General features: G+C 73.5%; 24 protein-coding genes. 8 read left to right on the forward strand and 16 right to left on the reverse strand.

What is annotated here, in order from left to right; genetic code table 11:
* Positions 1-3: 3 nt before the first annotated feature.
* Complete coding sequence (locus AMK26_RS18190; protein ID WP_073755748.1) at positions 4-1,035, reverse strand: LacI family DNA-binding transcriptional regulator; 1,032 nt, start codon at positions 1,033-1,035, stop codon at positions 4-6.
* Positions 1,036-1,237: 202 nt separating this feature from the next.
* Between AMK26_RS18190 and AMK26_RS18195 the strand changes: the two genes are divergently transcribed.
* Entirely contained in the window at positions 1,238-2,200 is a 963-nt protein-coding gene (locus tag AMK26_RS18195) for an ROK family protein (protein ID WP_073755749.1), read from the forward strand.
* A 36-nt stretch (positions 2,201-2,236) separates the two neighbouring features.
* Here AMK26_RS18195 and AMK26_RS18200 read toward each other — a convergent pair whose 3' ends face one another.
* A complete protein-coding gene (locus AMK26_RS18200; RefSeq protein ID WP_073756258.1) occupies positions 2,237-2,431 on the reverse strand; it encodes a hypothetical protein in 195 nt (64 codons plus the stop codon).
* A gap of 230 nt (positions 2,432-2,661) precedes the next feature.
* On the opposite strand from AMK26_RS18200, the gene AMK26_RS18205 reads away from it, so the two are divergent.
* Entirely contained in the window at positions 2,662-3,702 is a 1,041-nt protein-coding gene (locus AMK26_RS18205; protein WP_073755750.1) for an NUDIX hydrolase, read from the forward strand.
* 61 nt (positions 3,703-3,763) lie between these two features.
* On the opposite strand, the gene AMK26_RS18210 is transcribed toward AMK26_RS18205, so the two are convergent.
* Both AMK26_RS18210 and AMK26_RS18215 read right to left on the reverse strand, forming a co-directional pair.
* On the reverse strand, positions 3,764-4,513 hold the full coding sequence (locus AMK26_RS18210) for an MBL fold metallo-hydrolase (protein ID WP_241837952.1): 750 nt from the start codon (positions 4,511-4,513) through the stop codon (positions 3,764-3,766).
* Positions 4,514-4,581: 68 nt separating this feature from the next.
* On the reverse strand, positions 4,582-5,967 hold the full coding sequence (locus tag AMK26_RS18215; protein WP_073755751.1) for a dipeptidase: 1,386 nt from the start codon (positions 5,965-5,967) through the stop codon (positions 4,582-4,584).
* A 124-nt stretch (positions 5,968-6,091) separates the two neighbouring features.
* Between AMK26_RS18215 and AMK26_RS18220 the strand changes: the two genes are divergently transcribed.
* Positions 6,092-7,351 (forward strand): geranylgeranyl reductase family protein, encoded by a 1,260-nt coding sequence (locus AMK26_RS18220; RefSeq protein ID WP_073755752.1) that lies wholly within the window; start codon positions 6,092-6,094, stop codon positions 7,349-7,351.
* A gap of 697 nt (positions 7,352-8,048) precedes the next feature.
* Positions 8,049-9,263 (forward strand): GDSL-type esterase/lipase family protein, encoded by a 1,215-nt coding sequence (locus tag AMK26_RS18225; protein ID WP_073755753.1) that lies wholly within the window; start codon positions 8,049-8,051, stop codon positions 9,261-9,263.
* A gap of 98 nt (positions 9,264-9,361) precedes the next feature.
* Here the strand turns inward: AMK26_RS18225 and AMK26_RS18230 are convergent, their stop codons facing one another.
* Positions 9,362-9,643 (reverse strand): DUF6332 family protein, encoded by a 282-nt coding sequence (locus tag AMK26_RS18230; protein ID WP_073755754.1) that lies wholly within the window; start codon positions 9,641-9,643, stop codon positions 9,362-9,364.
* 73 nt (positions 9,644-9,716) lie between these two features.
* Positions 9,717-11,231, reverse strand: a complete 1,515-nt coding sequence (locus AMK26_RS18235; RefSeq protein ID WP_073755755.1) for an MFS transporter — start codon at positions 11,229-11,231, stop codon at positions 9,717-9,719.
* Between the two features lie 87 nt (positions 11,232-11,318).
* On the opposite strand from AMK26_RS18235, the gene AMK26_RS18240 reads away from it, so the two are divergent.
* Together AMK26_RS18240 and AMK26_RS18245 are read left to right on the forward strand one after the other, a co-directional pair.
* Positions 11,319-11,723: a MarR family winged helix-turn-helix transcriptional regulator gene (locus AMK26_RS18240; protein WP_073755756.1), complete on the forward strand. Its 405-nt coding sequence runs from the start codon at positions 11,319-11,321 to the stop codon at positions 11,721-11,723.
* Positions 11,724-12,573: 850 nt separating this feature from the next.
* A complete protein-coding gene (locus AMK26_RS18245) occupies positions 12,574-13,077 on the forward strand; it encodes a nucleoside deaminase (RefSeq protein WP_073755757.1) in 504 nt (167 codons plus the stop codon).
* A gap of 254 nt (positions 13,078-13,331) precedes the next feature.
* Here the strand turns inward: AMK26_RS18245 and AMK26_RS18250 are convergent, their stop codons facing one another.
* From AMK26_RS18250 to AMK26_RS18265, 4 genes are all read right to left on the reverse strand, one after another.
* Positions 13,332-14,072 (reverse strand): maleylpyruvate isomerase family mycothiol-dependent enzyme, encoded by a 741-nt coding sequence (locus AMK26_RS18250; protein ID WP_073755758.1) that lies wholly within the window; start codon positions 14,070-14,072, stop codon positions 13,332-13,334.
* Between the two features lie 84 nt (positions 14,073-14,156).
* Positions 14,157-15,407, reverse strand: coding sequence for an MFS transporter (locus AMK26_RS18255; RefSeq protein ID WP_073755759.1), 1,251 nt, complete (start codon positions 15,405-15,407; stop codon positions 14,157-14,159).
* Between the two features lie 160 nt (positions 15,408-15,567).
* Positions 15,568-15,924, reverse strand: coding sequence for a hypothetical protein (locus tag AMK26_RS18260; RefSeq protein WP_073755760.1), 357 nt, complete (start codon positions 15,922-15,924; stop codon positions 15,568-15,570).
* A complete protein-coding gene (locus AMK26_RS18265) occupies positions 15,921-16,595 on the reverse strand; it encodes an endonuclease (RefSeq protein WP_073755761.1) in 675 nt (224 codons plus the stop codon). The genes AMK26_RS18260 and AMK26_RS18265 overlap by 4 nt, the downstream gene beginning before the upstream one ends.
* A gap of 162 nt (positions 16,596-16,757) precedes the next feature.
* Here AMK26_RS18265 and AMK26_RS18270 point away from each other — a divergent pair, with 162 nt between their 5' ends.
* A complete protein-coding gene (locus AMK26_RS18270; protein WP_073755762.1) occupies positions 16,758-17,987 on the forward strand; it encodes an ROK family protein in 1,230 nt (409 codons plus the stop codon).
* 72 nt (positions 17,988-18,059) lie between these two features.
* Here AMK26_RS18270 and AMK26_RS18275 read toward each other — a convergent pair whose 3' ends face one another.
* The 3 genes from AMK26_RS18275 to AMK26_RS18285 form a co-directional block, all read right to left on the reverse strand.
* Entirely contained in the window at positions 18,060-18,326 is a 267-nt protein-coding gene (locus AMK26_RS18275) for a mycoredoxin (RefSeq protein ID WP_073755763.1), read from the reverse strand.
* 59 nt (positions 18,327-18,385) lie between these two features.
* Positions 18,386-18,928, reverse strand: coding sequence for an ATP-binding protein (locus AMK26_RS18280; RefSeq protein WP_073755764.1), 543 nt, complete (start codon positions 18,926-18,928; stop codon positions 18,386-18,388).
* Positions 18,929-19,128: 200 nt separating this feature from the next.
* Entirely contained in the window at positions 19,129-19,458 is a 330-nt protein-coding gene (locus AMK26_RS18285) for a hypothetical protein (protein ID WP_073755765.1), read from the reverse strand.
* A gap of 231 nt (positions 19,459-19,689) precedes the next feature.
* Here AMK26_RS18285 and AMK26_RS18290 point away from each other — a divergent pair, with 231 nt between their 5' ends.
* A complete protein-coding gene (locus AMK26_RS18290; protein ID WP_107421001.1) occupies positions 19,690-20,850 on the forward strand; it encodes a PLP-dependent cysteine synthase family protein in 1,161 nt (386 codons plus the stop codon).
* A gap of 7 nt (positions 20,851-20,857) precedes the next feature.
* Here the strand turns inward: AMK26_RS18290 and AMK26_RS18295 are convergent, their stop codons facing one another.
* The 3 genes from AMK26_RS18295 to AMK26_RS18305 all read right to left on the reverse strand — a co-directional run bounded on the left by AMK26_RS18295 (position 20,858) and on the right by AMK26_RS18305 (position 23,220).
* A complete protein-coding gene (locus AMK26_RS18295; RefSeq protein ID WP_073755767.1) occupies positions 20,858-21,352 on the reverse strand; it encodes an SRPBCC family protein in 495 nt (164 codons plus the stop codon).
* Positions 21,353-21,415: 63 nt separating this feature from the next.
* Positions 21,416-21,865, reverse strand: coding sequence for an Immediate-early protein 2 (locus tag AMK26_RS18300; RefSeq protein WP_073755768.1), 450 nt, complete (start codon positions 21,863-21,865; stop codon positions 21,416-21,418).
* Positions 21,866-22,389: 524 nt separating this feature from the next.
* Positions 22,390-23,220: a DeoR/GlpR family DNA-binding transcription regulator gene (locus AMK26_RS18305; protein ID WP_073755769.1), complete on the reverse strand. Its 831-nt coding sequence runs from the start codon at positions 23,218-23,220 to the stop codon at positions 22,390-22,392.
* Between the last annotated feature and the right edge of the window lie 54 nt (positions 23,221-23,274).

The following is a 23,274-nucleotide window of genomic DNA, read 5'->3' on the forward strand; positions in this document are numbered from 1 at the left end:
GCCTCAGGAGGACGGCGGGATCTCGCCCGAGCCGCGCGGGATCAGCACCGTGTCCAGGACGGTCCGCGCCGGGGCGTCGTCGAAGCCGTCCAGCCGCCGGAACAGCCGCTCCGCCGCCGTGCGCCCCAGCGCGGCGGCGTCCTGGGCGATCACCGTGATGCCCAGGAGGTCGGCGAGCTCGATGTCGTCGAAGCCGACGAACGCCACCGGCCGGTCGCGCCCGGCCAGTTCCCGTACGACGGTCACCGTCACCCGGTTGTTGCCCGCGAAGACCGCCGTCACCGGTTCCGGGCCGGAGAGCATCGCGGCCGTGGCCTCCCGTACCCGCCCCGGTTCCGTCGAGCCCAGCGACACCCAGGCGTCGTCCACCGCCAGGTCCGCGTCCTCCATCGCCGCACGGTAGCCCCGCAGCCGCTCCACGGCGGTGTGGATGCGCGGCTGGTCGCCGATGAAGCCGATCCGGCGGTGCCCGTGCGCGATCAGGTGCGCGACGCCCGCGCGGGCGCCGCCGAAGCTGTCGGACAGCACCACGTCCGCGTCGATCCGCCCGGCCGGGCGGTCCACGAAGACCGTGGCGACGCCCGCCCGGATCTCCGGCTCCAGATAGCGGTGGTCGGTACCGGCGGGGATCACGATCAACCCGTCGACGCGGCGGGCGCACAGCGCCAGGGCCAGCTCCTGCTCACGGTCCGGGTCCTCGGCGCTGGAACCGTTGATGAGCAGCGCGCCGTGCGCCCGGGCGACCTCCTCGACGGCGCGGCTGAGCGGGCCGTAGAACGGGTCGGCGAGGTCCTCCAGGACCAGGCCGATGGAGGCCGTGCGGCCCTTGCGCAGCACCCGCGCGCTGTCGTTGCGGCGGAATCCCAGCGCCTCGATGGCCTCCTGGACGCGGCGCTCGGTGTCGGGCGTGACGCCCGCCTCGCCGTTGACCACGCGGGAGACGGTCTTGAGCCCGACGCCCGCGCGGGCGGCCACGTCCTTCATGGTGGGCCGGTTGCCGTAGCGGTGGGCGGGGTGGCGGGCGGTCTCGGCCACAGTGCGCTGTCCTGTCGTTCGTCGTCCGGCGTGCGGGTGGGTGTGCAAGGCTGTGGCGTCGAGCATAGGGCCTGGACAACGTTGTCAGGGCAAGGGAGACTGAGGTGGACGGTTCTTGAACCGCACCTGAACGAGGCCGCGAAACCGCTGGTCCGCCAGTCGTTCGTGGGCCTTTACGCTCTCACCGGGGGATCCGACACCGATGCATTCCGACCTCGTCGCCGCGCTGGACATAGGCGGCACCAAGATCGCCGGCGCGCTGGTGGACGGCGGCGGCGGGATTCTGCTGCGGGTGCAGCGGCCGACCCCGGCGCGCGAGGACGGCGAGACGGTGATGGGCGCCGTCGAGGCGGTTCTCGCCGAGCTCGCGGCCTCGCCGCTGTGGCCGGGCGTCGGCGCCGTCGGCATCGGCAGCGCGGGCCCGGTGGACGCCTCGGCGGGCACGGTCAGTCCCGTCAACGTACCCGGGTGGCGCGGTTATCCCGTCGTCGAGCGGGTACGCCGGGCCACCGGCGGCTGCCTGCCCGTGGAGCTGGTCGGCGACGGCGTGGCGATGACGGCGGCCGAGCACTGGCAGGGCGCCGCCCGCGGCTACGACAACGCGTTGTGCCTGGTGGTCTCCACCGGCGTCGGCGGCGGGCTGGTGCTGGGCGGTCGCCTGCACACCGGTCCGACCGGCAACGCCGGCCACATCGGCCACATCAGTGTCGACCTGGACGGCGACCCGTGCCCGTGCGGGGCGCGCGGCTGCGTCGAGCGGATCGCCAGCGGCCCCAACATCGCCCGCCGCGCCCTGGAGAACGGCTGGCGCCCCGGGCCCGACGGCGACACCACGGCCGCCGCGGTCGCCGCCTCGGCCCGCGCCGGGGACCCGGTCGCCATCGCGTCCTTCGAACGCGCCGCCCAGGCGCTGGCGGCCGGGATAGCCGCCACGGCGACGCTGGTCGAGATCGACATCGCGGTGATCGGCGGCGGAGTCGCGGGCGCCGGTGACGTCCTGTTCGCCCCGCTGCGGCGGTCCCTGCGCGACTACGCCACGCTCTCCTTCGTCCAGCGCCTCACCGTCGCCCCGGCCCTCACGGGCACGGACGCCGGCCTCCTCGGCGCCGCCGCCGCGGCCACCCCGCCCACCCGCGACCGCGCGGCGGCCACCTCCACCGTCTGACGCGCCGGGACGCCGCCCCCGACATGCGCGGGCGCGTCAGCGTGTGGGGGCCGGGACGCGGGGCTTCGGGGGGCGGGGCTGGGGGACGATCACGAGGAACGCGTCCGCGTCGATGTCCATGACCACCTCCGCCGCCAGGCCCTCGTCCCGGCGTGCCCGGGCGAACTCCTCCGCCGGCCACGAGCCACGCGGACCTCCCGCCGGAAACCTCTCCAGCACCGTGCGTGTCATTGCGCACCCCCTGTCCCTTGCCTGCTCCAACGACACCCCGTCCCCGAGTGTTACGGCTCGCGCAGGCATCTCTTCGTACAGTGAGACGTTTCCGTTGCCCCGCCCGAGGTGGTGAAAGCGCAACAGCCCGGCCACAGTTCCGTGCGCGATCAGACACCCGCGTACCCCGGCGGGTTTCCGTGGCAGGGTGTTGCGGGCAAGCCACTGGGGGCTACGGAGGAGGGGGAACCGTGATCGTCTGGATCAACGGTGCGTTCGGTGCCGGCAAGACCAGTGCCGCGCGCGAGCTGATCGATCTGATCCCGAACAGCACCGTCTACGACCCCGAGATCATCGGTGGGGCGCTGCGTTACCTGCTGCCGCAGAAGCGGCTCGCCGAGGTGGCCGACTACCAGGACCTGCCGATGTGGCGGCGCATGGTCGTGGACGCGGCCGCCGCGATGCTCGCCGAGGTCGGTGGGGTGCTGGTGGTGCCGATGGCGCTGCTGCGCCAGGAGTACCGCGACGAGATCTTCGGCGGGCTCGCCTCCCGTCGCATCGCCGTACACCATGTGCTCCTGACACCGGACGAAACGATACTGCGCGGACGTATCGCCGCTCGCGAGGACCTCGAGGACGACCCGGAGGGCAACGAGCGGATCCGGCAATGGGCGTACGACCACATCGAGCCGTACCGCGCGGCGCTCGCCGGCTGGCTGGCCGCCGACGCCCACGTCGTCGACAACAGCCGCCTCACCCCGTCCGAGACCGCCCGGGCCATCGCCGAGGCGGTACGCAGCGGGGCGGCCGGCGCGTGCGGGATCGTGCAGACGCCGGAGCCGACCGGCGAGACCCTCGCCGCCGGCGTGCTCCTCTTCGACGAGCAGGACCGCGTGCTGCTCGTCGACCCCACCTACAAGCCCGGCTGGGAGTTCCCCGGCGGGGTCGTCGAACGCGGCGAACCACCCGCCCGCGCCGGGATGCGGGAGGTCGCCGAGGAGATAGGGCTCGAACTGGACGCCGTGCCCAGGCTCCTGCTCGTCGACTGGGAACCGCCCCGCCCGCCCGGCTACGGCGGCCTCCGGTTCCTCTTCGACGGCGGCCGGCTGACCGCCGCCCAGGCCGGCCGCGTCCTGCTGCCTGGCGCAGAGCTGCGCGGCTGGCGGTTCGTCACCGAGGGCGAGGCGTCCGGGATGCTGCCCCCGGTCCGTTACGAACGGCTCCGCTGGGCCCTGCGCGCCCGCGAACGCGGCACCGTACTGAACCTCGAGGCCGGCGTACCGGTCGGCTGAGGCGAGGCGAGGCGAGACGAGGCGAGCGCGCCACGGTCTCGCGTGGCGCCGTCGTGGGCCCCTACGGCCGTACGACGGTGGTGACGGCGCCGGTCACCGCGGCGGCGTCCCGGTCCGCCGCCGCCCGCAGCACCGCCGCCGCGTCCCGCGTCAGCGGGTCCCCGTGGCCGAAACACACCGTCTCCGGTGCCAGCGCGGCCAGCCGCCGCATCGACGCCTTGGCCCGCTCCCGGTCCACGTGGAACACGCCCAGCGCCACCTGCCCGACCGACGCCACCGTGTCGCCGGTGAACAGCACGCCGTGGCGCGGCAGGTGCACCGCGATCGAACCGTCCGTGTGGCCCGGCGTGTGCACGACCCGTGCCCCGTCGCCGAAACCCAGCTCGTCCCCGTCCCCGAGCTCGCGGTCCACCCGCGTCGGCGGCGCCACCGGAACCGTCAGCCCGTGCTCGTACAGCGGCACTTCCCAGTCGAGCAGGTCGGGGTCGGGGACCGGCGCCTCGCCGCGGACGACCGGCGCGTCCAGGGCGTGCGCCAGCACCTCGGCCCCGTACCGTTCGGCCAGCTCGGCCGCCGCACCCACATGGTCGCGGTGGCCGTGGGTGAGCACGACGCGGCGCAGGTTCTCCGGGCGGAGGCGCCGGCTCCGTACCGCCGCCTCGATCTGCGGCGCCGCGCCCGCCCACCCCGCGTCGATCAGCGTCAGGTCGTCGCCGTCCCCGTCGCACCACAGATACGCCTGGCCGATCGGGAAACGGAGCATGAGCAGCCGGGGCGGCCGTACGTCGATGACATCCACGTTCATGGTCATGCCGCGAACGTACGCGCCGGAACCCGGCCGTCGCCGCCCCCTCTGCCGTGAGCAGATCCGCTCTCGGCTCAACCCCGCCCGGACGCCGCGTAGTTCGCCAGGAACAGCGCCTCCGCGACCGACATGCGCTCCAGCTCGTCCGGCGACACGCTCTCGTTCACCGCGTGGATCTGCGCCTCCGGCTCGCTCAGCCCGATCAGCAGGATCTCCGTGTCCGGGTAGAGCGCCGCCAGCGTGTTGCACAGCGGGATCGACCCGCCCATGCCCGCGACCTGCATCTCCTGACCCGGGTACGCCGCGCGCAGCGCCTGTGCCATCGATGTGTACGCCGGGCTCGTGACGTCCGCGCGGAACGGCTGGCCCTGTCCCACCTGCTCCACCGACACCCGCGCGCCCCACGGCGTGTGCGCCTCCAGGTGCGCCGTCAGCAGCTTCGTCGCCTCGGCGGCGTCCTGGCCCGGTGGCACCCGCAGGCTGATCAGGGCGCGTGCGCCGGCCTGGACGGACGGCGTGGCGCCGACGACCGGCGGGCAGTCGATGCCCATGACCGTGACGGCCGGGCGCGCCCACAGCCGGTCACCGACCGAGCCGTGGCCGATCAGCTCCACCCCGTCGAGCACCTTGGCGTCCCCGCGGAAGTCCTCCTCCGGGTACTGCAGGCCCTGCCACTCACCCTCGGCCTCCAGCCCGTCGACCGTCGTCGAACCGTCCTCGCCCCGCAGCGAGTCCAGTACGCGGATGAGCGCCGCCAGTGCGTCCGGCGCGGCCCCGCCGAACAGCCCCGAGTGCAGGTTGCCCTGCAGCGTGTCCACCGTGATCCGCACCATGGTCATCCCGCGCAGCGTCGCCGTGACGGTCGGCAGACCCGCCCGGAAGTTCCCGGCGTCACCGATCACGATCGCGTCCGCGGCCAGCAGCTCGGGGTGCGCCTCGGCGTACCGCTCCAGGCCGCCCGTACCCTGCTCCTCCGAACCCTCGACGATCACCTTGATGCCGACCGGTATGCCGCCGGTCGCCTTCAGGGCGCGCAGCGCGAGCAGGTGCATGATGAAGCCGCCCTTGCAGTCGGCGGCCCCGCGCCCGTACCACCGGCCGTCCTCCCGCTCGGTCAGCTCGAACGGCGGGGTGACCCAGCCGGCCAGGTCGAGCGGCGGCTGCACGTCGTAGTGCGCGTACAGCAGCACCGTCGGCGCGCCCTCGGGTCCGGGGAGGTAGCCGTACACCGACTGCGAACCGTCCGGGGTGTCGAACACCGACACGTCCTGGAAGTCCTCCGCCCGCAGCGCGTCCGCCACCCAGGCCGCCGCGGCCCGGCACTCGCTCGGCGGGAACTGAGCCGGGTCCGCCACCGACTGGAACGCCACCAGTTCCGCGAGCTCCGCCTTCGCGCGGGGCATCAGGGAGGCGACGGTCTCGGCGATCGGCGGGATCGGCCGGGTCGGGTGGGCGGTCATGGGCAGGCTCCTGGTGGGTGCGACGTGAGGACTGACGTGGTGTGTCATGTGCGTACGGCGAACGCGAGTCCGATCCTCCCACAACGGGTGTCGGCGGCCCGCGCCGTAGGATGCGATCACAAGCATGGGCCATGGGTCGCGTCGGGATCAGGAGCAGAAGCACATCGTGAGCAGCGAGAACGCAGACGCCGGTAACGAGAACTCCGCGCCGGTGTGGGATGTCGTCGTGGTCGGCGCGGGGCCGGCGGGAGCGTCCGCGGCCTACGCGGCGGCCGTCGCGGGCCGCCGGGTGCTGGTGCTGGAGAAGGCGGAACTGCCGCGCTACAAGACGTGCGGCGGCGGCATCATCGGCCCCTCGCGCGACGCCCTGCCGCCGGGCTTCGAACTGCCGTTGCGTGACCGTGTGCACGCCGTCACGTTCTCCCTGAACGGCCGTTTCGCGCGGACGTGGCGCTCGAAGCGGATGCTGTTCGGGCTGCTCAACCGGCCCGAGTTCGACGCGGCCCTGGTCGAGCAGGCGCAGAAGGCGGGCGCCGAGCTGCGTACGGGCGTGACGGTGTCGCGCGTGGAACAGCACGGCACGGCGGTGCCGGACCGGCGTACGGTCGCGGTCGTGCTGGCCGACGGCGAGGTCGTGCTCGCGCGGGCGGTCGTCGGCGCGGACGGCAGTGCCAGCCGGATAGGCGCGCATGTCGGGATCAAGCTGGACCAGGTCGACCTCGGCCTGGAGGCGGAGATCCCGGTTCCGCAGACGGTCGCGGAGGACTGGGCAGGGCGGGTGCTCATCGACTGGGGGCCGATGCCGGGCAGTTACGGGTGGGTGTTCCCCAAGGGCGACACGCTGACCGTGGGCGTGATCTCGGCGCGGGGCGAGGGGTCGGCCACGAAGCGGTACCTGGAGGACTTCATCGCCCGGCTCGGGCTCGCCGGGTTCGAGCCCGCCATCTCGTCGGGGCACCTGACCCGGTGCCGCAGCGACGACTCGCCGCTGTCGCGCGGGCGGGTGCTGGTGTGCGGCGACGCGGCCGGGCTGCTGGAACCGTGGACCCGCGAGGGCATCTCCTTCGCGCTGCGCTCCGGGCGGCTGGCGGGGGAGTGGGCGGTACGGATCGCCGAGGCGAACGACGCCGTGGACGCGCGGCGCCAGGCGCTGAACTACGCGTTCGCCATCAAGGCGGGGCTGGGCGTGGAGATGGCGGTCGGGCGGCGGATGCTCGCCCTGTTCGAGAAGCGGCCGGGCCTGCTCCACGCGACGATCACCGGCTTCCGCCCGGCGTGGCGGGCGTTCACGGACATCACCCGCGGGGTCACGACCCTGGCGGGCCTCGTCCGCAGCTCGTCCGTCGCGCGCCGAGCACTGGACGCCCTGGACCGCCGCCTGTAGGGGATGCCGCCCCTGCCACCGGGTGGGCGGGTGGTTCGGTCACCGACCGGGCGGTCGGCTGGCCGGGGGACCGGGCGGTGGTGGCAGGGTGGCTGGCGGGGCCCGCAGACCGCTGGTTCACCGGCGCCGGCCGTGGTTCGCCGGCGCCCGCCCCAGGCCGCCGGCTCGCCGGCCTCGCGCCCGCGCGTCGGCCCGTGGGCTGGCCGCCCGCAAGGCGGTCGGCTCGGCCAAGGGACGTAGGCCGCCGGCCTCGCCGCCCGGGGCGGTTGCACGCTTGGCCGCCGGCCCCGTCCCAGGACGCTGGGCTCGTCGGCCGCCGGCCTCGCGCCCGCGCGTCGGCCCGTGGGCTGGCCGCCCGCAAGGCGGTCGGCTCGCCCAAGGGACGTACGCCGCCGGCCCCGGGCCGCCCGGGGGCCGACCGCACGCTTGGCCGACTGGCCGACTGGCCGACTGGCCGACTGGCCGACTGGCCCGCTGGCCCGTCGGCCCGCTGCCCTCGCCGCCCGGCGCCGGCCGCCCTGCCGGCTCGCTGCCCACAGGACGGCACGCCGCTTGGCTCCCCCCCCCCGCTGGGCGGTCGGCCATGGCTCGGCCCCCCGCCCCCGAGGGCGCCGGCCCGCAGGCCGCCCCCGTCCGCCGGCCCGCACGTAAGCCGGATCGTTCAGCCATTTCGAGTCGACAGGTCGAGGACGACGCCATGCACACCAACGACAACTGGATCACCACGCCCGTCACCGCGGACCTCCTCCGCGGCGCCCTCGACGTGGAGCGCACCGGGCGCGGCGTGCTGCCGCACCGGTTGCCCGCCTGGGCCCGCGCCCAGTGCGCCGACGGGCAACTGGCCATGGCCGAGGCCCAGCCCTCCGGCGTACGGCTGGCCTTCCGCACCCGCGCCACCGCCGTCGAACTGGACACGCTGCCCACCAAGCGGGTCTACGCGGGCGCCCCACCCCGCCCCGACGGCGTGTACGACCTGCTGGTCGACGGCCACCTGGCCGGACAGGCCAGTGTCAGGGGCGGCAACACCCTGACCATCGACATGACCACCGGGACCACCGAGTTGCGCCCCGGCCCGGTCGGCACCGTCCGTTTCACCGGACTGCCCGACGGCGACGGCACCGACGGCGCCAAGGACGTCGAGATCTGGCTGCCGTACAACGAGACCACCGAACTCATCGCCCTGCGCACCGACGCCCCCGTCGAGCCCGCACCGGACCGGGGCCGCCGGGTGTGGCTGCACCACGGCAGTTCGATCAGCCACGGCTCCGACGCCGCGAGCCCCACCACCACCTGGCCCGCGCTCGCCGCGTCCCTCGGCGGCGTGGACCTGGTCAACCTGGGCCTGGGCGGCAGTGCCCTGCTCGACCCGTTCACCGCTCGTACGATGCGGGACACCCGCGCCGACCTGATCAGCGTCAAGATCGGCATCAACCTCGTCAACACCGACCTGATGCGCCTGCGCGCGTTCACCCCCGCGGTCCACGGCTTTCTCGACACCATCCGCGAAGGCCACCCGACCACACCGCTGTTGGTCGTCTCACCCATCCTGTGCCCCGTCCACGAGGACACCCCGGGCCCCAGCGCCCCGGACTTCGCGGCCCTCGCCACCGGGCAGTTGCGGTTCCGGGCCGCCGGCGATCCGGCGGAACGCGCGAGCGGGAAACTGACTCTCAACGTGATCCGGGACGAGCTGTCCCGGATCGTGGCGCAGCGGTCGGCCCAGGACCCGGACCTGCACCACCTCGACGGCCGTGACCTCTACGGTGCGGCCGACTTCGCCGAGCTGCCGCTGCCCGACGAGCTCCACCCGGACGCCGCCACGCACCGCCGCATCGGCGAACGCTTCGCCGAGCTGGCCTTCACCGCGGACGGCCCCTTCGGGGATCGTGACGCCGTACGTGCCGGGGAGTAGTACCGATCACCCCGCTCGCCTGACGGAACGCATGTCAGCCGTACGACGGTGACGGTGAAGCCGGGCGCCCGCCACCGCGCCCAACTCGCCGTTCCTGCCTACGCGTCGGGCCCGGTACGCCCAGGCCCGCCCGGCCGGCCGGCGGCCGCGCCGGCCCCGAACCGCCACAGCACCCGCGCCACGCGCGTCAGGAACCCCAGGCCCGCCGCCGTCGCGGCCACCGTCAGTACGCCCCGTGCCGCACCGCCCTCCAGGTCCAGTACGGGCACGGGCGCCGCGCACAGGACGAACAGCCCCACCGCGAGAAGCGCCCCGGTCACCAGCGCGTACCCGATCTCGACGGTGATGGCGTCCCGTTGAGCCTGTGTTCGATTCCCCATGGTCCGAGTGTCACAAGCGTGCGGCCGGTGGGCAAGGACATCGCCCACCGGCCGCACGCCGCGTCTCGTCCGGTCAGTCCCGTACGCCGACGGGCTCGGCCTTCTCCGCGCTCGTACCGGCCGACTTCGCGACCACGACGGACGGCTGTCGCCGAGTACGGCGGTCGCGTCGCAGCCCGGTCAGAGTGATCAGCAGCCCGGCGAGCGCGATCGCGGTCACCACGACGAGACCCGGCCGGAAGCTGTCCAGTACCGCCTGCGGGGACGAACCGCCCCCGTGGCCGCCCGCCGTGATGACGGCGGTCACGACGGCCAGGAAGATGGCGCCACCCACCTGGATGGAGGTGTTGAGCAGCCCGGACACCATGCCCTGCTCGTCGTCGTCCACGCCGTTGGTGGCCTGGATGTTGAGCGAGGGGAAGGTCAGAGCGCACGCCGCGCCCAGGAGCAGCATGGAGGGGAGGATGACGGCCGCGTACCTCGGGGTGAGGTCGACCTGGAGGAAGATCGCGTAGGCGACGACGAGGAGCGTGAAGCCCGTCGCGATCACCCGGGGCGTGCCGAACCGGTCGACCACGTCACCGATCCTGGTGGAGGAGAGCGCCACCAGCACACCGGCCGGCAGGAACGCGAGCGCCGTCTGGAGCGCGCTCCAGCCGAGCAGCGACTGCATGTACTGCGTCACGATGAACTGGAAGGCGACGTACGAGCCGAAGAACGCGGCGGCGCCGAGCTGGGCGCGCAGCTGCGTGCCGGAGCGGAGGACGCCCAACCGCAGCAGCGGGCTCGCGCTGCGCCGCTCGATGGTCACGAAGGCGGCGAGGAGGACGGCGGTGGCCAGGAACGACAGCAGCGTACGGGCGGAGGCCCAGCCCACCTCGGGCGCCTGGACCACGGTGAACACCAGCAGCAGCATGGCGGCGGTGCCGGTGACGGCGCCCGGTACGTCGTAGCCGCCGCGCGTGTCCTCGCGGTCGCTGTGCGGGATCAGCTTCAGGCCGACGATCAGGGCGATGAGCGCGATGGGCGCGGGCAGCAGCATCGTCAGGCGCCAGCTCACCTCGGTGAGCAGCCCGGAGAGCACCAGGCCCATGGAGAAGCCGGTGGCGGCGCAGGTGGTGTAGATCGACAGGGCCCGGTTGCGCTGTGGGCCTTCCTTGAACGTGGTGGTGATGATCGAGAGGCCGGCGGGTGCGGTGAACGCGGCGCTCAGGCCCTTGATGAAGCGGCTCGCGATCAGCAGCGGGCCGGAGTCGACGAGCCCGCCGAGCAGGGAGGCGAGTGCGAAGACGGCGAGGGCGATCAGGAAGACGCGGCGGCGGCCGAGGAGGTCGGCGGCGCGGCCGCCGAGCAGCAGGAGACCGCCGTAACCGAGGATGTAGCCGCTGACGATCCACTGCAGTGTGGCGGTGGACAGGCCGAGGTCGGTGGCGATGGACGGCAGGGCGACGCCGACCATCGAGACGTCGAGGGCGTCGAGGAACATCGCGGCGCACAGCACCAGCAGGGTGCCCCAGAGGCGGGGGCTCCAGCGGTCCTCCGTGGCCGAACCCACGGCAGGGGAAGGGACGTTGAGCGGAGAGGTCATGCGCAGCACACTACATGCGTATGCATCCAATGCAAGTGCATTTAATTCCCATGCAACAAACGGTGTCCTCCCTGCTAACGTGGGTTCATGGTGGCTGTGACGAAGTCCGAGCGGGCGCTGGTGGAGCGGTGGCGCGACGTGCTCGCCCTGCACGCCCGCACGATGTGCGAACTCGACCGTGCGCTGCACCAGTACGGGCTCGGTGCCAGTGACTTCGAGGTCCTGGACGTGCTCGCCGAGGGCGCGGCGGAGGACGGTGGCGGCTGCGCGTACCGCGTGCAGGAGCTCGCCTCGCGGGTGCACCTCAGCCAGAGCGCCCTGTCGCGGCTGGTCGCGCGGCTGGAGAAGGACGGGCTGGTGTCCCGTGGCATGTGCAGCGAGGACCGGCGCGGTGTGCGGGTGGCCCTGACGGACGCGGGACGGGCCCGGCACGCCGAGGCGCAGCCCCTCCAGCGTGCCGTGCTGAGCCGGATGCTCGCCGAACGCCTCTGATCACCCCGCCCCACGGGTTCCATCTCCGGACAGCCGGAAAGCCGGACAGCCGGACCGCAAGCCGCCTTCCGTGCTTCACCGGAGACTGAGCTGCGGTCTCAGCCGGGTCGGTCCCCGCACTCGCTCCCGCCGGCCTGATCAGGAACGACGGCCGGGGTGCGGGGGAGGGGTCCAGCGCCGCAGGGCCGACTGGATCTTGGAGAAGTCTACGAAGGGCGTGTGGGCGCTTTCATGTCTTTCACTCCTAGCTGACTCCACTCGCGTGGCTGTGTACTCCTCAACAAGTTGCAGCGGGGGAGAGCAGGTTGCCATGAAGCAAAAAATGGGTGTCGCGGACCTCGTCCGGCTTGCCACACGAGCGAAGGGTCAGTCGCGCGTCCTCATCGCGGTATACCACTCTGCTCCATCCTCCTGACCTCGTGCCGAACGAAGGAGAAGACCGTGACCAAGACGTTATTCGCTCGGCATGGAGAGATCGCATGGAGTGGCCCGGGTATCACCGCTGCCGCGGAGCTCGACGAGCGCAACGCTGTGCCGGCCGACGCGCTGTGGGGGGCGTAGCCCTACCAGAGTCTCCGGGGCGACGCGCTGGTGGCGGGAAGCCACCTGTAGGGGCGACCCGAACGCGCCGGGAACGCCAGCCGCGACGCGGCGGGGATGAACCCGGCCACACCCCGGTCGCACCGGAGCGCATCGGCGGCGTCACGCCGCGATGAAACCCCGCGGGTTTCGCCGACCGAGCCGACTGAGGCGGTACCCGCAGGACCCACTTGTTGTCCCGGGTGCGGTGTCCCGCACGGGCAGAGCACCTGGGGAACCAACCCCCACCGTTTCCGAAAGAGGAGTCACCATGACCGCGCACACCCAAGAAGCGAGCGTCCACGAGCTCGAGCGCGCCTGGATGGACGAGGCCATCAGGCGGGCCACCAACAGCGTGGCGAACGGCGGCGGTCCGTTCGGCGCACTGGTCGCCAAGGGGGGCGAGATCGTCGCGCTCGGGAACAACCAGGTCACCGCGACCCTGGACCCGACGGCGCACGCCGAGGTGAGCGCGATGCGTGCCGCCTGCAAGCAGCTGGACACCTTCTCCCTCGAGGGCTGCGTCCTGGTCACGTCGTGTGAGCCGTGCCCGATGTGTCTTTCCTCCGCACTGTGGGCGCGGGTCGACCGGATCGTCTACGCCGCCGACCGGCACGACGCCGCGGTGGCCGGTTTCGACGACCGCAAGTTCTACGACCTGTTCGACAAGAAGCCCGCGTCGCTGTGGCCGATGCCGGTCGAGCAGCTGGACCTGCCGAACCGTACGGCGCCGTTCGACGCGTGGCTGGCCAAGTCCGACCGCATCGACTACTGACGAGGAGTCCTCGGGCTGTCCGACGGACACACGATGCCCCACTCGACGGTCCTCGACGGTCCTCGACGCCGATCCGCGTCGCTGAGGCCGCTCAACGACGCGGGGCACCTTCGGGAGGCGGTGGCCCTTCGCGGGGTTCGCGGCTCCGGGGCTTCCCGGGCTCCGCGCGGGGCGCCCTGTGCTTCGCGCGGAGCCCGATGGCGTGTTCCACCCACGGGGAAGGGCCGGCCTACCCGGCCGCGATCCGCGGCTCCTCAGATGGCCGACGTCTCCCGCCACAGTCGCGCCAGCCGCTCGTCCCCGGCGGTGGAGACGGCGTCGGCCGGCAGCCGGTTCCACAGGGCCAGGTACACCTGCCCGGCGGGGCCGCTCAGCTCGCAGTCGGCGGGCCCGTCGGCCGTCCGCTCGGCGTGCGGGACCTGATCCGACAGACGTACGGTCCACACATCACCGGTGTCCGTCGCCCGTACGCGCAGGATGCCCGGCTCCGGCGTACGCACCCGGCTCTTCTCCCGGGCGTGGAAGCCGCGCAGCAGCTCGTCGATCCCGTCGGCGGCGAACGCGGGTGCCACCCCCGGCACTCCGGCCCCCGCCCGCAGGGCCGACTGCGCGTCCACCCGGTGCACGGCGGTCTCGTGCGCCTGGCGCCGGGCCCAGAACGCGCGCGGCGAGGGCGCGGGCAGGAACGTCCAGCACTCCAGGGTGTCGGGCGCCTCGGTCAGCGCGGTGACCAGCCGGTCGTGGCCCTCCCGGAACCAGTCGACCAGCTCCCCACCGTCGAGACCGGGTTCGTCGCCCATCGGCTGATGCGAGGTGTACCCCTCGGTGACGAAGCCGGTCGCCCATCGGTGCACCACGCCCGTGTGCCGCAGCAGGTCCCGCACCTGCCAGCCGGGACAGACCGGGACCGGCGCGTCGGTGCCCGCCCGCTCGGCCGCGTCGGCGAGCAACCGGCCGTCGGCGGCAAGGGACTTGATGTGCTCGGTGATCTCCATGTCGCGATTCTGCCAGTGCGGTGCCGCGGACCGGTATGGCCGGAAGCGGTCACGCACCGGTTGCGACGCCCTGACACGTCCGCGCTATCCGGACCGCCCGGCCGCCGACGCGTTGCGTGCCGCGTACCCGATCAGGGCCGCGCCGCCGGCCAGGACCGCCACCGTCGTCAGCGCCACCGGCAGCGAGAACCAGTCGGCGAGGAACCCGATCGAGGGCGGACCGAGCAGCATCCCGCCGTAGCCCAGCGTGGAGGCGGCGGCCACCCCGCCCGCGCCGGCCACGGCGCCCGCCCTGGCGACGGCGACGGGGAAGATGTTGGCCAGGCCCAGCCCTGTCACGGCGAAGCCGAGCAGCGCGAGCCACACCGTGGGCGCCAGTGCGCCCAGCAGCATGCCGGCCGCCGCCGTCGCCCCGCCCGCCACCAGGGTGCGGGTCTGGCCGAGCCGCTCCAGCATCGCCGTACCGGACAGGCGCCCGGCGGTCATGGCGAGGGCGAACAGCGAGTAGCCGGCGGCCGCCACACCGGGGTGGGCGCGCAGGTCCTGCTCCAGGTGCAGCGCCCCCCAGTCGGCCAGGGCACCCTCGCCGTACGCCGTGCACAGGGCGATCACCCCGAAGACGGTCACGAGCCGGCGCGACCGGCCGTCGAGGCGGCCGCCCCGCGCGTCCGGCGCGCCCGGCGCCCGCTCGTCGGCGGGCAGGGCCTCGGGGACGGTGGGGGAGGGACGGCGCAGGAGTACGGGGCCGGCGGCGGCCGTCAGCACAAGCCCGGCGACCGTGAGGCCGAGCAGGTGCGCCGTGGGGGAGAGGCCACCCGCGACCAGGCCGCCGAGCCCGGCGCCGAGCATCCCGCCGAGGCTGAACGCGGCGTGGAAGCTGGGCATCACCGGGCGGCGCAGCGCGGCCACGAGGTCGACGGCGGCGCTGTTCATGGCCACGTTGATCCCGCCGTACGCGGTGCCGAAGACGAGCAGCACCAGGCCGAGCGCGAGCGCCGAGTGGGTCAGCGGCGGGAGGGCGATGCTCAGGCTGAGCAGCACCGCCGAGGCGACCGTCACCGGGTGGCTGCCGAAGCGTCGGCACAGGCGGCCGGTGAGCGTCATCGTCACGACGGCGCCGGCCGATACGCCGAGGAGGGCGAGGCCGAGGTCGCTGGCGGAGGCTCCGGTCTGCTGCTTGATGGCCGGGATGCGGACCACCCAGCCGGCGAACAGGAAACCGTCGAGGGCGAAGAACAGGGTCAGGGCGGTGCGGAGGCGGGCCAGGGAACGCGCGGCGGTGTCTCCGCCTGATCCCCCCGGGACGGCCGTCCGTAGTTTGTTTAGGTGCGGCACAAACTCAGGATAGGGGTCGGGAGCGGCAGCGTTCAACCGCCGGGACCGGCGTCGTTCCGGGGGCCCGGCGGTTCGTCTCGTACTGTTTGCCGGTGCTGTCGGCCGGTGTGGTTGGCCGACCCGGCCCGGTCGGCCCGGTCGGCCCGGTCGGCCGGTGCGGTCAGCCGGTGCGGTCGCCCTTCGGCTTGCCCTGCTGGTCCGGCGTGCCGTGCGGCGGCGGGCTCATGGGCTCCGGCGACGTGGCGGGCGAGACCCGTGAGCCGCCCTGGCCGTGACCGGCCGTTTCCGGCTTGAAAGCGGCCGGGTTACCGCTGGACAAGGGGGCTCCGGCGTCCAGTTGCCGCTTCCGGGCCGTGATGACCTGAACGACCATGGCGCGGTCGGCGTGCTCATGCTCGTAGTGCAGCAGCTGGTCGAGCTCCGGGACGCTGAGCGACCGGATGCGGTGCTCCAGCGTGCCGACGGGCAGCTGGTCGTAGTCGGGCAGCGGAAGTCCGCCGCGGTCGTGGGTGGTCATCCGGATCCTCCCTGTGTCTCGCTGACTTTCTCGTGGACCTCGTCGACGACGTGCTTGTCCAGCGCGGCCCGCACCAGCGCGGCGGCCAGCGCGGGCAGTTCCTCCTTCCCGACCAGACCGGCCAGCTCCTCCCGGTCCGCCGGCAGGCCCAGCCGCTCCGCTCCGTCCAGCGTCTTGTCGTCCAGGTACGGCGCCGGCTCCGGCCATACGCCCTGCACCTCGCGCAGGAAGATGTCCGCGCCGGCCGGGCCGATCCCCGGCACCTCCTGCAGCAGCGCGCGCAACTCGTCCACGTCGCCCCCGGCCTTGTCGTGCAACCGGCGAAGATCGCCGCCGTACGTGTCGACGACCAGTTCCGCCGCCTTGCCCAGCTGGGTCGACGTCCGCTCGTCGTAGCGCCGGTAACCGCCCTCGCCGAGCGCGTCCACCCGCTGCTGCCACGTGGCGTCGCGCATGTGCCGCGCGTCCCGCATCCCCGCCTCGAACAGGGCGCGGGCCGCCGCCACCGCCGTGTCGGCGCGGATCCGGGCGCTCAGCAGATGCGCCAGGACCAGCAGCTGGTACAGCGGCTGGGGGGTGTCCTTCAGGTGAATCCCGGCCTGCTCCGCGTACGTGCGGCCCGCCTCGTCGAGCAGGGCCCTGACCGTCGTCTCGCTCTCGGGGCGTGCCATGGAACCTCCCGGTCCTTTCGCGACCTCCGGCCTGCGGCAGCTCCGGCGGCCTCCGGCCACCGTGACCTCCGGTGATCCTGCCGCCCGCAGTACCCGTCCACGACCGGCCGAAACTGCACCGCGGGGCCGGAGGGCCCGCTGGATCATGGGAGACTCGCCCCCATGAACGGCAAGGCGACCACGACCCGATCACCCCGGCTGGACAGAGGCCGCAGCGCGCTCGGCCCCGCACTGGAACTGGTGCACACCGGACGCGCCCCCACCCGCGCCGTCCTCACCGCCGAGCTCGGTGTCACCCGCGCCACCGCCGGTGCCGTCGCCGCCGAACTGGAAGCCCTCGGCCTCATCCGCGTCGACTCCCGCCCCGGTGCCGCCGCCGGCTCCCAGGGCCGCCCCTCGCACCGGCTCACCGTCGACGAGAACGGCCCCGTAGCCCTCGCCGCCCAGATCCACGCCGATGGCTTCCGCGCCGCCCTCGTCGCCCTCGGCGGCCGCATCGTGGCCACCGCGCCCGGCTGCGTGACCGTCTCCGCCGACCCCGCGCAGGTCCTCGCGGCCGTCGTCGAGGCGGGCGCCGGACTGCTGCGCGAGAGCGGGCGCCGCTGCGTGGGCGCCGGGCTCGCAGTCCCCTCCGCCGTCGCCGAACCGGAAGGCACCGCCCTCAACCCGCTCCACCTCGCCTGGCCCGCCGGGGCGCCGGTCCGCGACATCTTCGCCGGGCTGGTACGGGCGGCCGGCATCGACGGCCCCGCCTTCACCGGCAACGACGTGAACCTCGCCGCCCTCGCCGAGCACCGGCACGGCGCCGGCCGCGGCGCCCAGCACCTGCTCTGCGTCGCCACCGGTCACCGCGGCGTCGGCGGCGCCCTCGTCCTCGACGGGCGCCTCCACACCGGCAGCTCCGGGCTCGCCCTCGAAGTGGGCCACCTCACCGTCAACCCCGAGGGCCGCCCCTGCTACTGCGGCAGCCGCGGCTGCCTCGACGTCGAGGCCGACCCGCTCGCCTTCCTCACGGCCGCCGGCCGCGCCCCCGGCCCCGAGGTCTCCCTGCTCCAGCAGAGCCGCGACCTGCTCCGCGACCAGGCGGGCGACCCGGGCGTACGGGCGGCCACCGAGGAACTCATCGACCGCCTCGGCCTCGGCCTGGCCGGCCTGGTCAACATCCTCAACCCCGACCGCATCATCCTCGGCGGCCTCCACCGCGAACTCCTCGCCGCCGACCCCGAGCGACTGCGGGCGGTGGTCGCCGACCGCAGCCTGTGGGGCCGCAGCGGCGGTGTACCGATCCTGGGCTGCACCCTGGACCACAACAGCCTCGTCGGCGCCGCCGAGCTGGCCTGGCAGCCGGTGCTGGACGACCCCCTCGCCGCCCTGGGCCGCCCGGCAGCGTAACGACGACGCGTGCCCGGCCTGCCCCGCCCCGCCTGAACCCGGCCCTCAACGCGGCGCGGGCCCGGGCAGCGGTCACATCAGGTGCGGGGCACGCGTCCTGACCGCTTCCCGCAGCCGCCGCAGTGACGGGTTCACCAATGCCGTCCCCGCCACGCTCACGGTCGGCACGGTCTCGTTGCCGTCGGCGACGGAGCGGACGTAAGCCGCCGCCTCCGGGTCCTTCCAGATGTTCACCTCGGTGTACGGCAGCCGTGTGAAGCGCAGTTGGAGGCGCAGCTTCATGCAGTACGGGCAGCCGGGCCGCCAGTAGACGACCACGCCCTCGCGGTCCTCGCCCACGATCGTTCCCCCTCCGTCACCGGCGAGCCTACTCCGCGTGCGGCGGGCACCACCTCCGGTCAGCCCGCCACGGCCGGCCGGACAGCGGCCCGTTCGCGTACCGCGTCCGCCGCCTCCGCCGTGTCCCCGAAGGGCACGGTGCCCGTGAACGGACCGCTGGTGGCCGCCCCGTACACCGGGAGGGGCGGGATGGGAAGGGGTGAGGACGAGGGCGCCGGAAGGGTGAACCACACGACCTTCCCGGACTCGCCCTGCGGCCTGGCGCCCCAACTCTCGCTGACCGCCTCTATCAGAGCCAGTCCGCGGCCCGAAGTGGCCAGCGGGTCGGACGTGTTGACCGTGGGGAGGCGGGGGTCGTGGTCGTGGACCGAGACCGTCAGCCGGTCGAGCATCAGCTCGATCTCGACGGTGCACACCTTGTCCGGCTGGGCGTGCTGGTGAACATTCGTCAGGAGCTCGGTGACACCGAGCGCGGCCTTCTCGATCAGACAATCGAGATTCCAGTAGCGCAACTGCGCTGAAACGATTCTGCGGACCTGACCGATCCGCGACGGCAGGGCTTGGAGCTCTACCGTGCACTGCCTGCTTGCCTGGCTGATCACGGCTGCGACTCCCCGAAGTGAGGTCCGGAAGAAGACGGAGATCGGATCCAGTAGTTGGCTGGCTGTTGGTCCGGCGGGCTGGATCGCAGCGTCACCGCCGGTGCACCCTGGGTAGTGATGTCAGTCCAGCGTGGACCAGGGGTGACCGCTTCGCAACTCGCGGCGACCGGTTACCCGTGGGTCCCTGCCGTCACTTCTCTTCAGTCCCTGCCGCCGTCCGCGCGGCGAACGGCCTCCAGCAGGCGGCCGGCCAGCGCCCCCGCGGCCGGCCCGTCGGGCCTCCGGCTGCGCTGTCCCATGGTCAGCCGGTACCGCGTGCCGTTCAGCGTCGCCACCATGGCGTCGTCACGCCCCGCGAACCAGGGCCTGCTCGCCCTGACCGCCCGGACCGGCGCGCTGTCGATCACCCGTCCGTAGCTGGTGAGGAGCGCCAGCCTGCCGTCCTTGATCAGGACCTCGCCCGCCCGGGTCAGCGAGCGTGGCCACCGTTCGATCCGTACGCCGGTGGCGCTGAAATCGGCCTCGGCCATGACGTACCCAGCCCCCTTCGCGCAGGTTTATGCCGGTCAGTCTGCACAAGTACCCGCCCGTACACCAGGGCGCGTAGGTGGATGCGCCCCTCGGCTGCCCCATGCGCCGCGCCGGGCGCCCCTGCAAGCGTTCCCTATGGGTCATCAAAGTCATCGTTTGCGCAGGTGAGGGGGGTATGTTCGGGATGGGGCAGGAGAGCCGAGAAGGACGAGGAGTGGCGCGTGAGCACCATGGAACGAACAGGGCAGCCGGAACAGGGGCCGGGACCGGCGTACCCGGCCGAGACCATCGACGTGGACCGCAGCGATCCCACGTACCGGGAGTGGCTGAAAGAAGCCGTACGCAAGGTCCAGGCCGACGCCAACCGGTCCGCCGACACGCACCTCCTGCGCTTCCCGCTGCCCGAACAGTGGGGCATCGACCTCTACCTGAAGGACGAGTCGACCCACCCCACCGGCAGCCTCAAGCACCGCCTGGCGCGCTCACTCTTCCTCTACGGCCTGTGCAATGGCTGGATCCGCCCCGGAAAGCCCGTCATCGAGGCGTCCAGCGGCTCCACCGCCGTCTCCGAGGCGTACTTCGCGAGCCTGATCGGCGTGCCGTTCATCGCCGTCATGCCGCGCACCACCAGCCCGGAGAAGATCCGGCTCATCGAATTCCACGGCGGCCAGTGCCACTTCGTCGACGACTCGCGCAAGATGTACGAGGAGTCCGCTACCCTCGCCGTCGCCACCGGCGGCCACTACATGGACCAGTTCACGTACGCGGAACGGGCCACCGACTGGCGCGGCAACAACAACATCGCCGAATCGATTTACCAGCAGCTGCGCCTGGAGCGCCATCCCGTACCCGCCTGGATCGTCGCCACGGCCGGTACGGGCGGCACCTCGGCGACCATCGCCCGCTACGTCCACTACATGCTGTACGACACCCGCGTCTGCGTCCCCGACCCCGAGAACTCCTGCTTCTTCGAAGGCTGGACCACCGGCAACGCGGACGCCGCCAGCGACTGCGGCTCCCGCATCGAGGGCATCGGCCGGCCCCGGATGGAGCCGAGCTTCGTGCCCGGCGCCATCGACCGGATGATGAAGGTGCCCGACGCGGCGAGCGTGGCCGCCGTACGCGCCCTGGAGAACGCCATCGGGCGCAAGGCGGGCGGCTCGACCGGGACCGGCCTGTGGAGCGCGCTGAAGATCGTCGCCGAGATGGTGGCGGAGGGCCGCACCGGCAGCGTCGTCACCCTGATCTGCGACCCGGGCGACCGCTACCTCGACAAGTACTACTCCGACACCTGGCTCGCCGAACAGGGCCTGGACATCGCCCCGTACAGCGCGGCCATCGACGAGTTCCTCGGCAGCGGCGTCTGGCCGGACCGGCCCGCGCACGCCTGATGAAACGTTACGGAGCCGGGGACGACGCCAGTCTGCGGTCGAGGTTGCGCATCGCGTCCCGGAACGAGCGGCCCACCCCGGACCGGGCCAGCCGCATCACCAGCCGGAACGGCGCGGTGCCCTCGGCCGCCATCGTCCACCGCACCCGCGTGCCGGTGCCGGTGCCGTGCGGGGCCGGGGTCAGCAGCCACTCCTCCATCAGAGCCCGTACGCCGGGGGCGTTGGTCTCCTCCACTCGGTAGGCGTAGCGTTCACCGGCGTCCGTCACCAGGATCCGCTCCTGGAAGACCACACCACCGCGCAGCCGTATCTCCCGGCCGGCGCCGCCGGCGATGGGGCGGGCGGCGGCGATGGCGGTGAACCAGGACGGGCTGTCGGCGACTTCGTCGGCGAGCGCCCGGTACACCGCCGAGGGCGGCGCGGCCACTTCCGTGTCGAAGACGAGACGCAGGGGTGCGGACTCGAGGAAGTCGAGCCGCACGGGTCGCAGTCGGCGTGCCATGGACCGTACCTCCGGCATACGAGGGGGGTGGCGCCAGGGCCCCACACCATAGCTGGCGCCCCGTCAGTTGTCCGCCAGAAGACCGGACAGGGCCCGGCCGAAGACCCACCGGCCCGCCCGTGCGAGCACCGCGTCGCACACCTTCGGCAGCCCCCGTACGCGCAGCTCCTCCGTCCACGTCACCCGGACCGCCCCGGGCACCGCCGCCTCCCGTACCTCGATCTCGGCCCAGCCGGTGATCACCCGGCCGCGCTTGACCAGCCGGCACACACCCGCGCCGGCCCCGCCCGGCCGGGGCGGCTCACAGCGGACGACCTCCATCGGATCGTCGAACCCGACCGGCCCGATCCCGGTACGCATCGTGAACCGGCTCCCGACCCGTACGGGCCCCGGCGTCACCCCCGCGGCATGCGTCAGGGGGACCCGCGCCGCATGAGCCGGCCAGTCGGTGAGCCGCCGCCACGCCTCGGTGACGGACAGGGGGGCACCACGGACGATCCGGAACACGGCCATGCCCCGATCGTATGCGCGCCACCCCACCGCCGCCGGTGCCGATGCCGGGGCCGGGGCCGGGGCCGGGGCCGTGAGCCTGTTTGCCGTGCCGCCGGCCGGGCAGCGGCGGTTCTCGCCGTGCCGCCGTGCCGCCGTGCCGTCGGCGGGGTAGCGAGACCTTCGTCGTGCCGCCGATGCCGATGCCAACGGCCGGGCAGTTGGCCGCTGGCCGTGCCGCCGGAACGGACGGCTGGGCAGCGGGCCCTTTCCGGTGCCGCGGTGCCGCCGACCGGGGCCGTGAGTTCCTCGCCGGTGCCGCGGGAGCCGCCGGCCGGGGCAACGGGCCTCCTGCCGTGCCGCCGAAGCCGCCGGCCGGGCAGCCGGCAGCGGACCCGGCCGGGCAGCCGGCAGCGGGCCCTCGCCCGTGCTGCCGGAGCCTGACGCACGGGCAGCGGGCCCCGTACCGGGGCCGCCCGGAGCCGGGGCCCGGAACCGGCGGCGATGGGGCGGCGAGCCGCGCCCCGGGGTCGGCCGGGGAGCGGCCGTCAGGGCGCGTCCTCCTCGCCCGCCACGACCAGCCCAGGGAGGTGCTCCGCCATGTCCGCGCGGGTCTCGTCCGACAGGCCGCCGTCCGTCACCAGGGCGTCGACCTCGTCCAGCCGCGCGAAGGAACTCAGGCCCACCGTGCCCCACTTGGTGTGGTCCGCCACGACGACCACGCGCCGCGCGGAGCGGATGAAGCGGCGGTTGGTCTCCGCCTCCGCCAGGTTCGGGGTGGACAGCCCGGCCTCCACCGAGATGCCGTGCACCCCGAGGAACAGCACGTCGAAGTGGAGCGAGCGGATCGCCTGGTCGGCCACCGGCCCCACCAGCGAATCCGACGGCGTCCGCACGCCGCCCGTCAGCACCACGGTCGCCGCGCCCGGGCGCGGGGCGCCGCCCGAGCCGGTGCGCTGTGCCGTGTGGAAGACATCCGCGACCCGCACCGAGTTGGTCACCACCGTCAGGTCCGGCACGTCCAGCAGATGCTGGGCCAGCGCGTACGTCGTCGTACCGCCCGACAGGGCGATCGCGCTGCCGGGCGCCGCCATCACCGCCGCCGCCCTGGCGATGGCCTCCTTGGCGCTCTGCTCCAGCGACGACTTCGCCTCGAACCCCGGTTCATGGGTGCTCGCCTCGACCAGCGGCACCGCGCCGCCGTGCACCTTCTCGATGACGCCCTGCCGGGCCAGCGCGTCCAGGTCCCGGCGGACCGTCATGTCGGAGACGTTGAGTTTGCGGGTGAGCTCATTGACCCGCACCCCGCCGCGCCGCCTCACCTCGTCCAGGATCAAGGCGCGCCGCTGCTCCGCGAGGAGGTTCTGGTTGTCGCTCACCGCAGGGGCCGGTCCTTCCCTATCGTCAACACCGCTGGCCAAGGGTCATCATCC

It is taken from the genome of Streptomyces sp. CB03234 (genome assembly GCF_001905885.1).
GTDB lineage: Bacteria > Actinomycetota > Actinomycetes > Streptomycetales > Streptomycetaceae > Streptomyces.

What these genes read in the sequence shown, in the direction of transcription:
- AMK26_RS18195 (WP_073755749.1), top strand. Translation starts at nt 1,238, where the DNA reads ATGCATTCCGACCTCGTCGCCGCGCTGGACATAGGCGGCACCAAGATC.
- AMK26_RS18200 (WP_073756258.1), bottom strand. Translation starts at nt 2,431, where the DNA reads ATGACACGCACGGTGCTGGAGAGGTTTCCGGCGGGAGGTCCGCGTGGC.
- AMK26_RS18210 (WP_241837952.1), bottom strand. Translation starts at nt 4,513, where the DNA reads ATGACCATGAACGTGGATGTCATCGACGTACGGCCGCCCCGGCTGCTC.
- AMK26_RS18215 (WP_073755751.1), bottom strand. Translation starts at nt 5,967, where the DNA reads ATGACCGCCCACCCGACCCGGCCGATCCCGCCGATCGCCGAGACCGTC.
- AMK26_RS18220 (WP_073755752.1), top strand. Translation starts at nt 6,092, where the DNA reads ATGGGCCATGGGTCGCGTCGGGATCAGGAGCAGAAGCACATCGTGAGC.
- AMK26_RS18225 (WP_073755753.1), top strand. Translation starts at nt 8,049, where the DNA reads ATGCACACCAACGACAACTGGATCACCACGCCCGTCACCGCGGACCTC.
- AMK26_RS18230 (WP_073755754.1), bottom strand. Translation starts at nt 9,643, where the DNA reads ATGGGGAATCGAACACAGGCTCAACGGGACGCCATCACCGTCGAGATC.
- AMK26_RS18235 (WP_073755755.1), bottom strand. Translation starts at nt 11,231, where the DNA reads ATGACCTCTCCGCTCAACGTCCCTTCCCCTGCCGTGGGTTCGGCCACG.
- AMK26_RS18240 (WP_073755756.1), top strand. Translation starts at nt 11,319, where the DNA reads ATGGTGGCTGTGACGAAGTCCGAGCGGGCGCTGGTGGAGCGGTGGCGC.
- AMK26_RS18245 (WP_073755757.1), top strand. Translation starts at nt 12,574, where the DNA reads ATGACCGCGCACACCCAAGAAGCGAGCGTCCACGAGCTCGAGCGCGCC.
- AMK26_RS18250 (WP_073755758.1), bottom strand. Translation starts at nt 14,072, where the DNA reads ATGGAGATCACCGAGCACATCAAGTCCCTTGCCGCCGACGGCCGGTTG.
- AMK26_RS18260 (WP_073755760.1), bottom strand. Translation starts at nt 15,924, where the DNA reads ATGACCACCCACGACCGCGGCGGACTTCCGCTGCCCGACTACGACCAG.
- AMK26_RS18265 (WP_073755761.1), bottom strand. Translation starts at nt 16,595, where the DNA reads ATGGCACGCCCCGAGAGCGAGACGACGGTCAGGGCCCTGCTCGACGAG.
- AMK26_RS18270 (WP_073755762.1), top strand. Translation starts at nt 16,758, where the DNA reads ATGAACGGCAAGGCGACCACGACCCGATCACCCCGGCTGGACAGAGGC.
- AMK26_RS18285 (WP_073755765.1), bottom strand. Translation starts at nt 19,458, where the DNA reads ATGGCCGAGGCCGATTTCAGCGCCACCGGCGTACGGATCGAACGGTGG.
- AMK26_RS18290 (WP_107421001.1), top strand. Translation starts at nt 19,690, where the DNA reads ATGGAACGAACAGGGCAGCCGGAACAGGGGCCGGGACCGGCGTACCCG.
- AMK26_RS18295 (WP_073755767.1), bottom strand. Translation starts at nt 21,352, where the DNA reads ATGGCACGCCGACTGCGACCCGTGCGGCTCGACTTCCTCGAGTCCGCA.
- AMK26_RS18300 (WP_073755768.1), bottom strand. Translation starts at nt 21,865, where the DNA reads ATGGCCGTGTTCCGGATCGTCCGTGGTGCCCCCCTGTCCGTCACCGAG.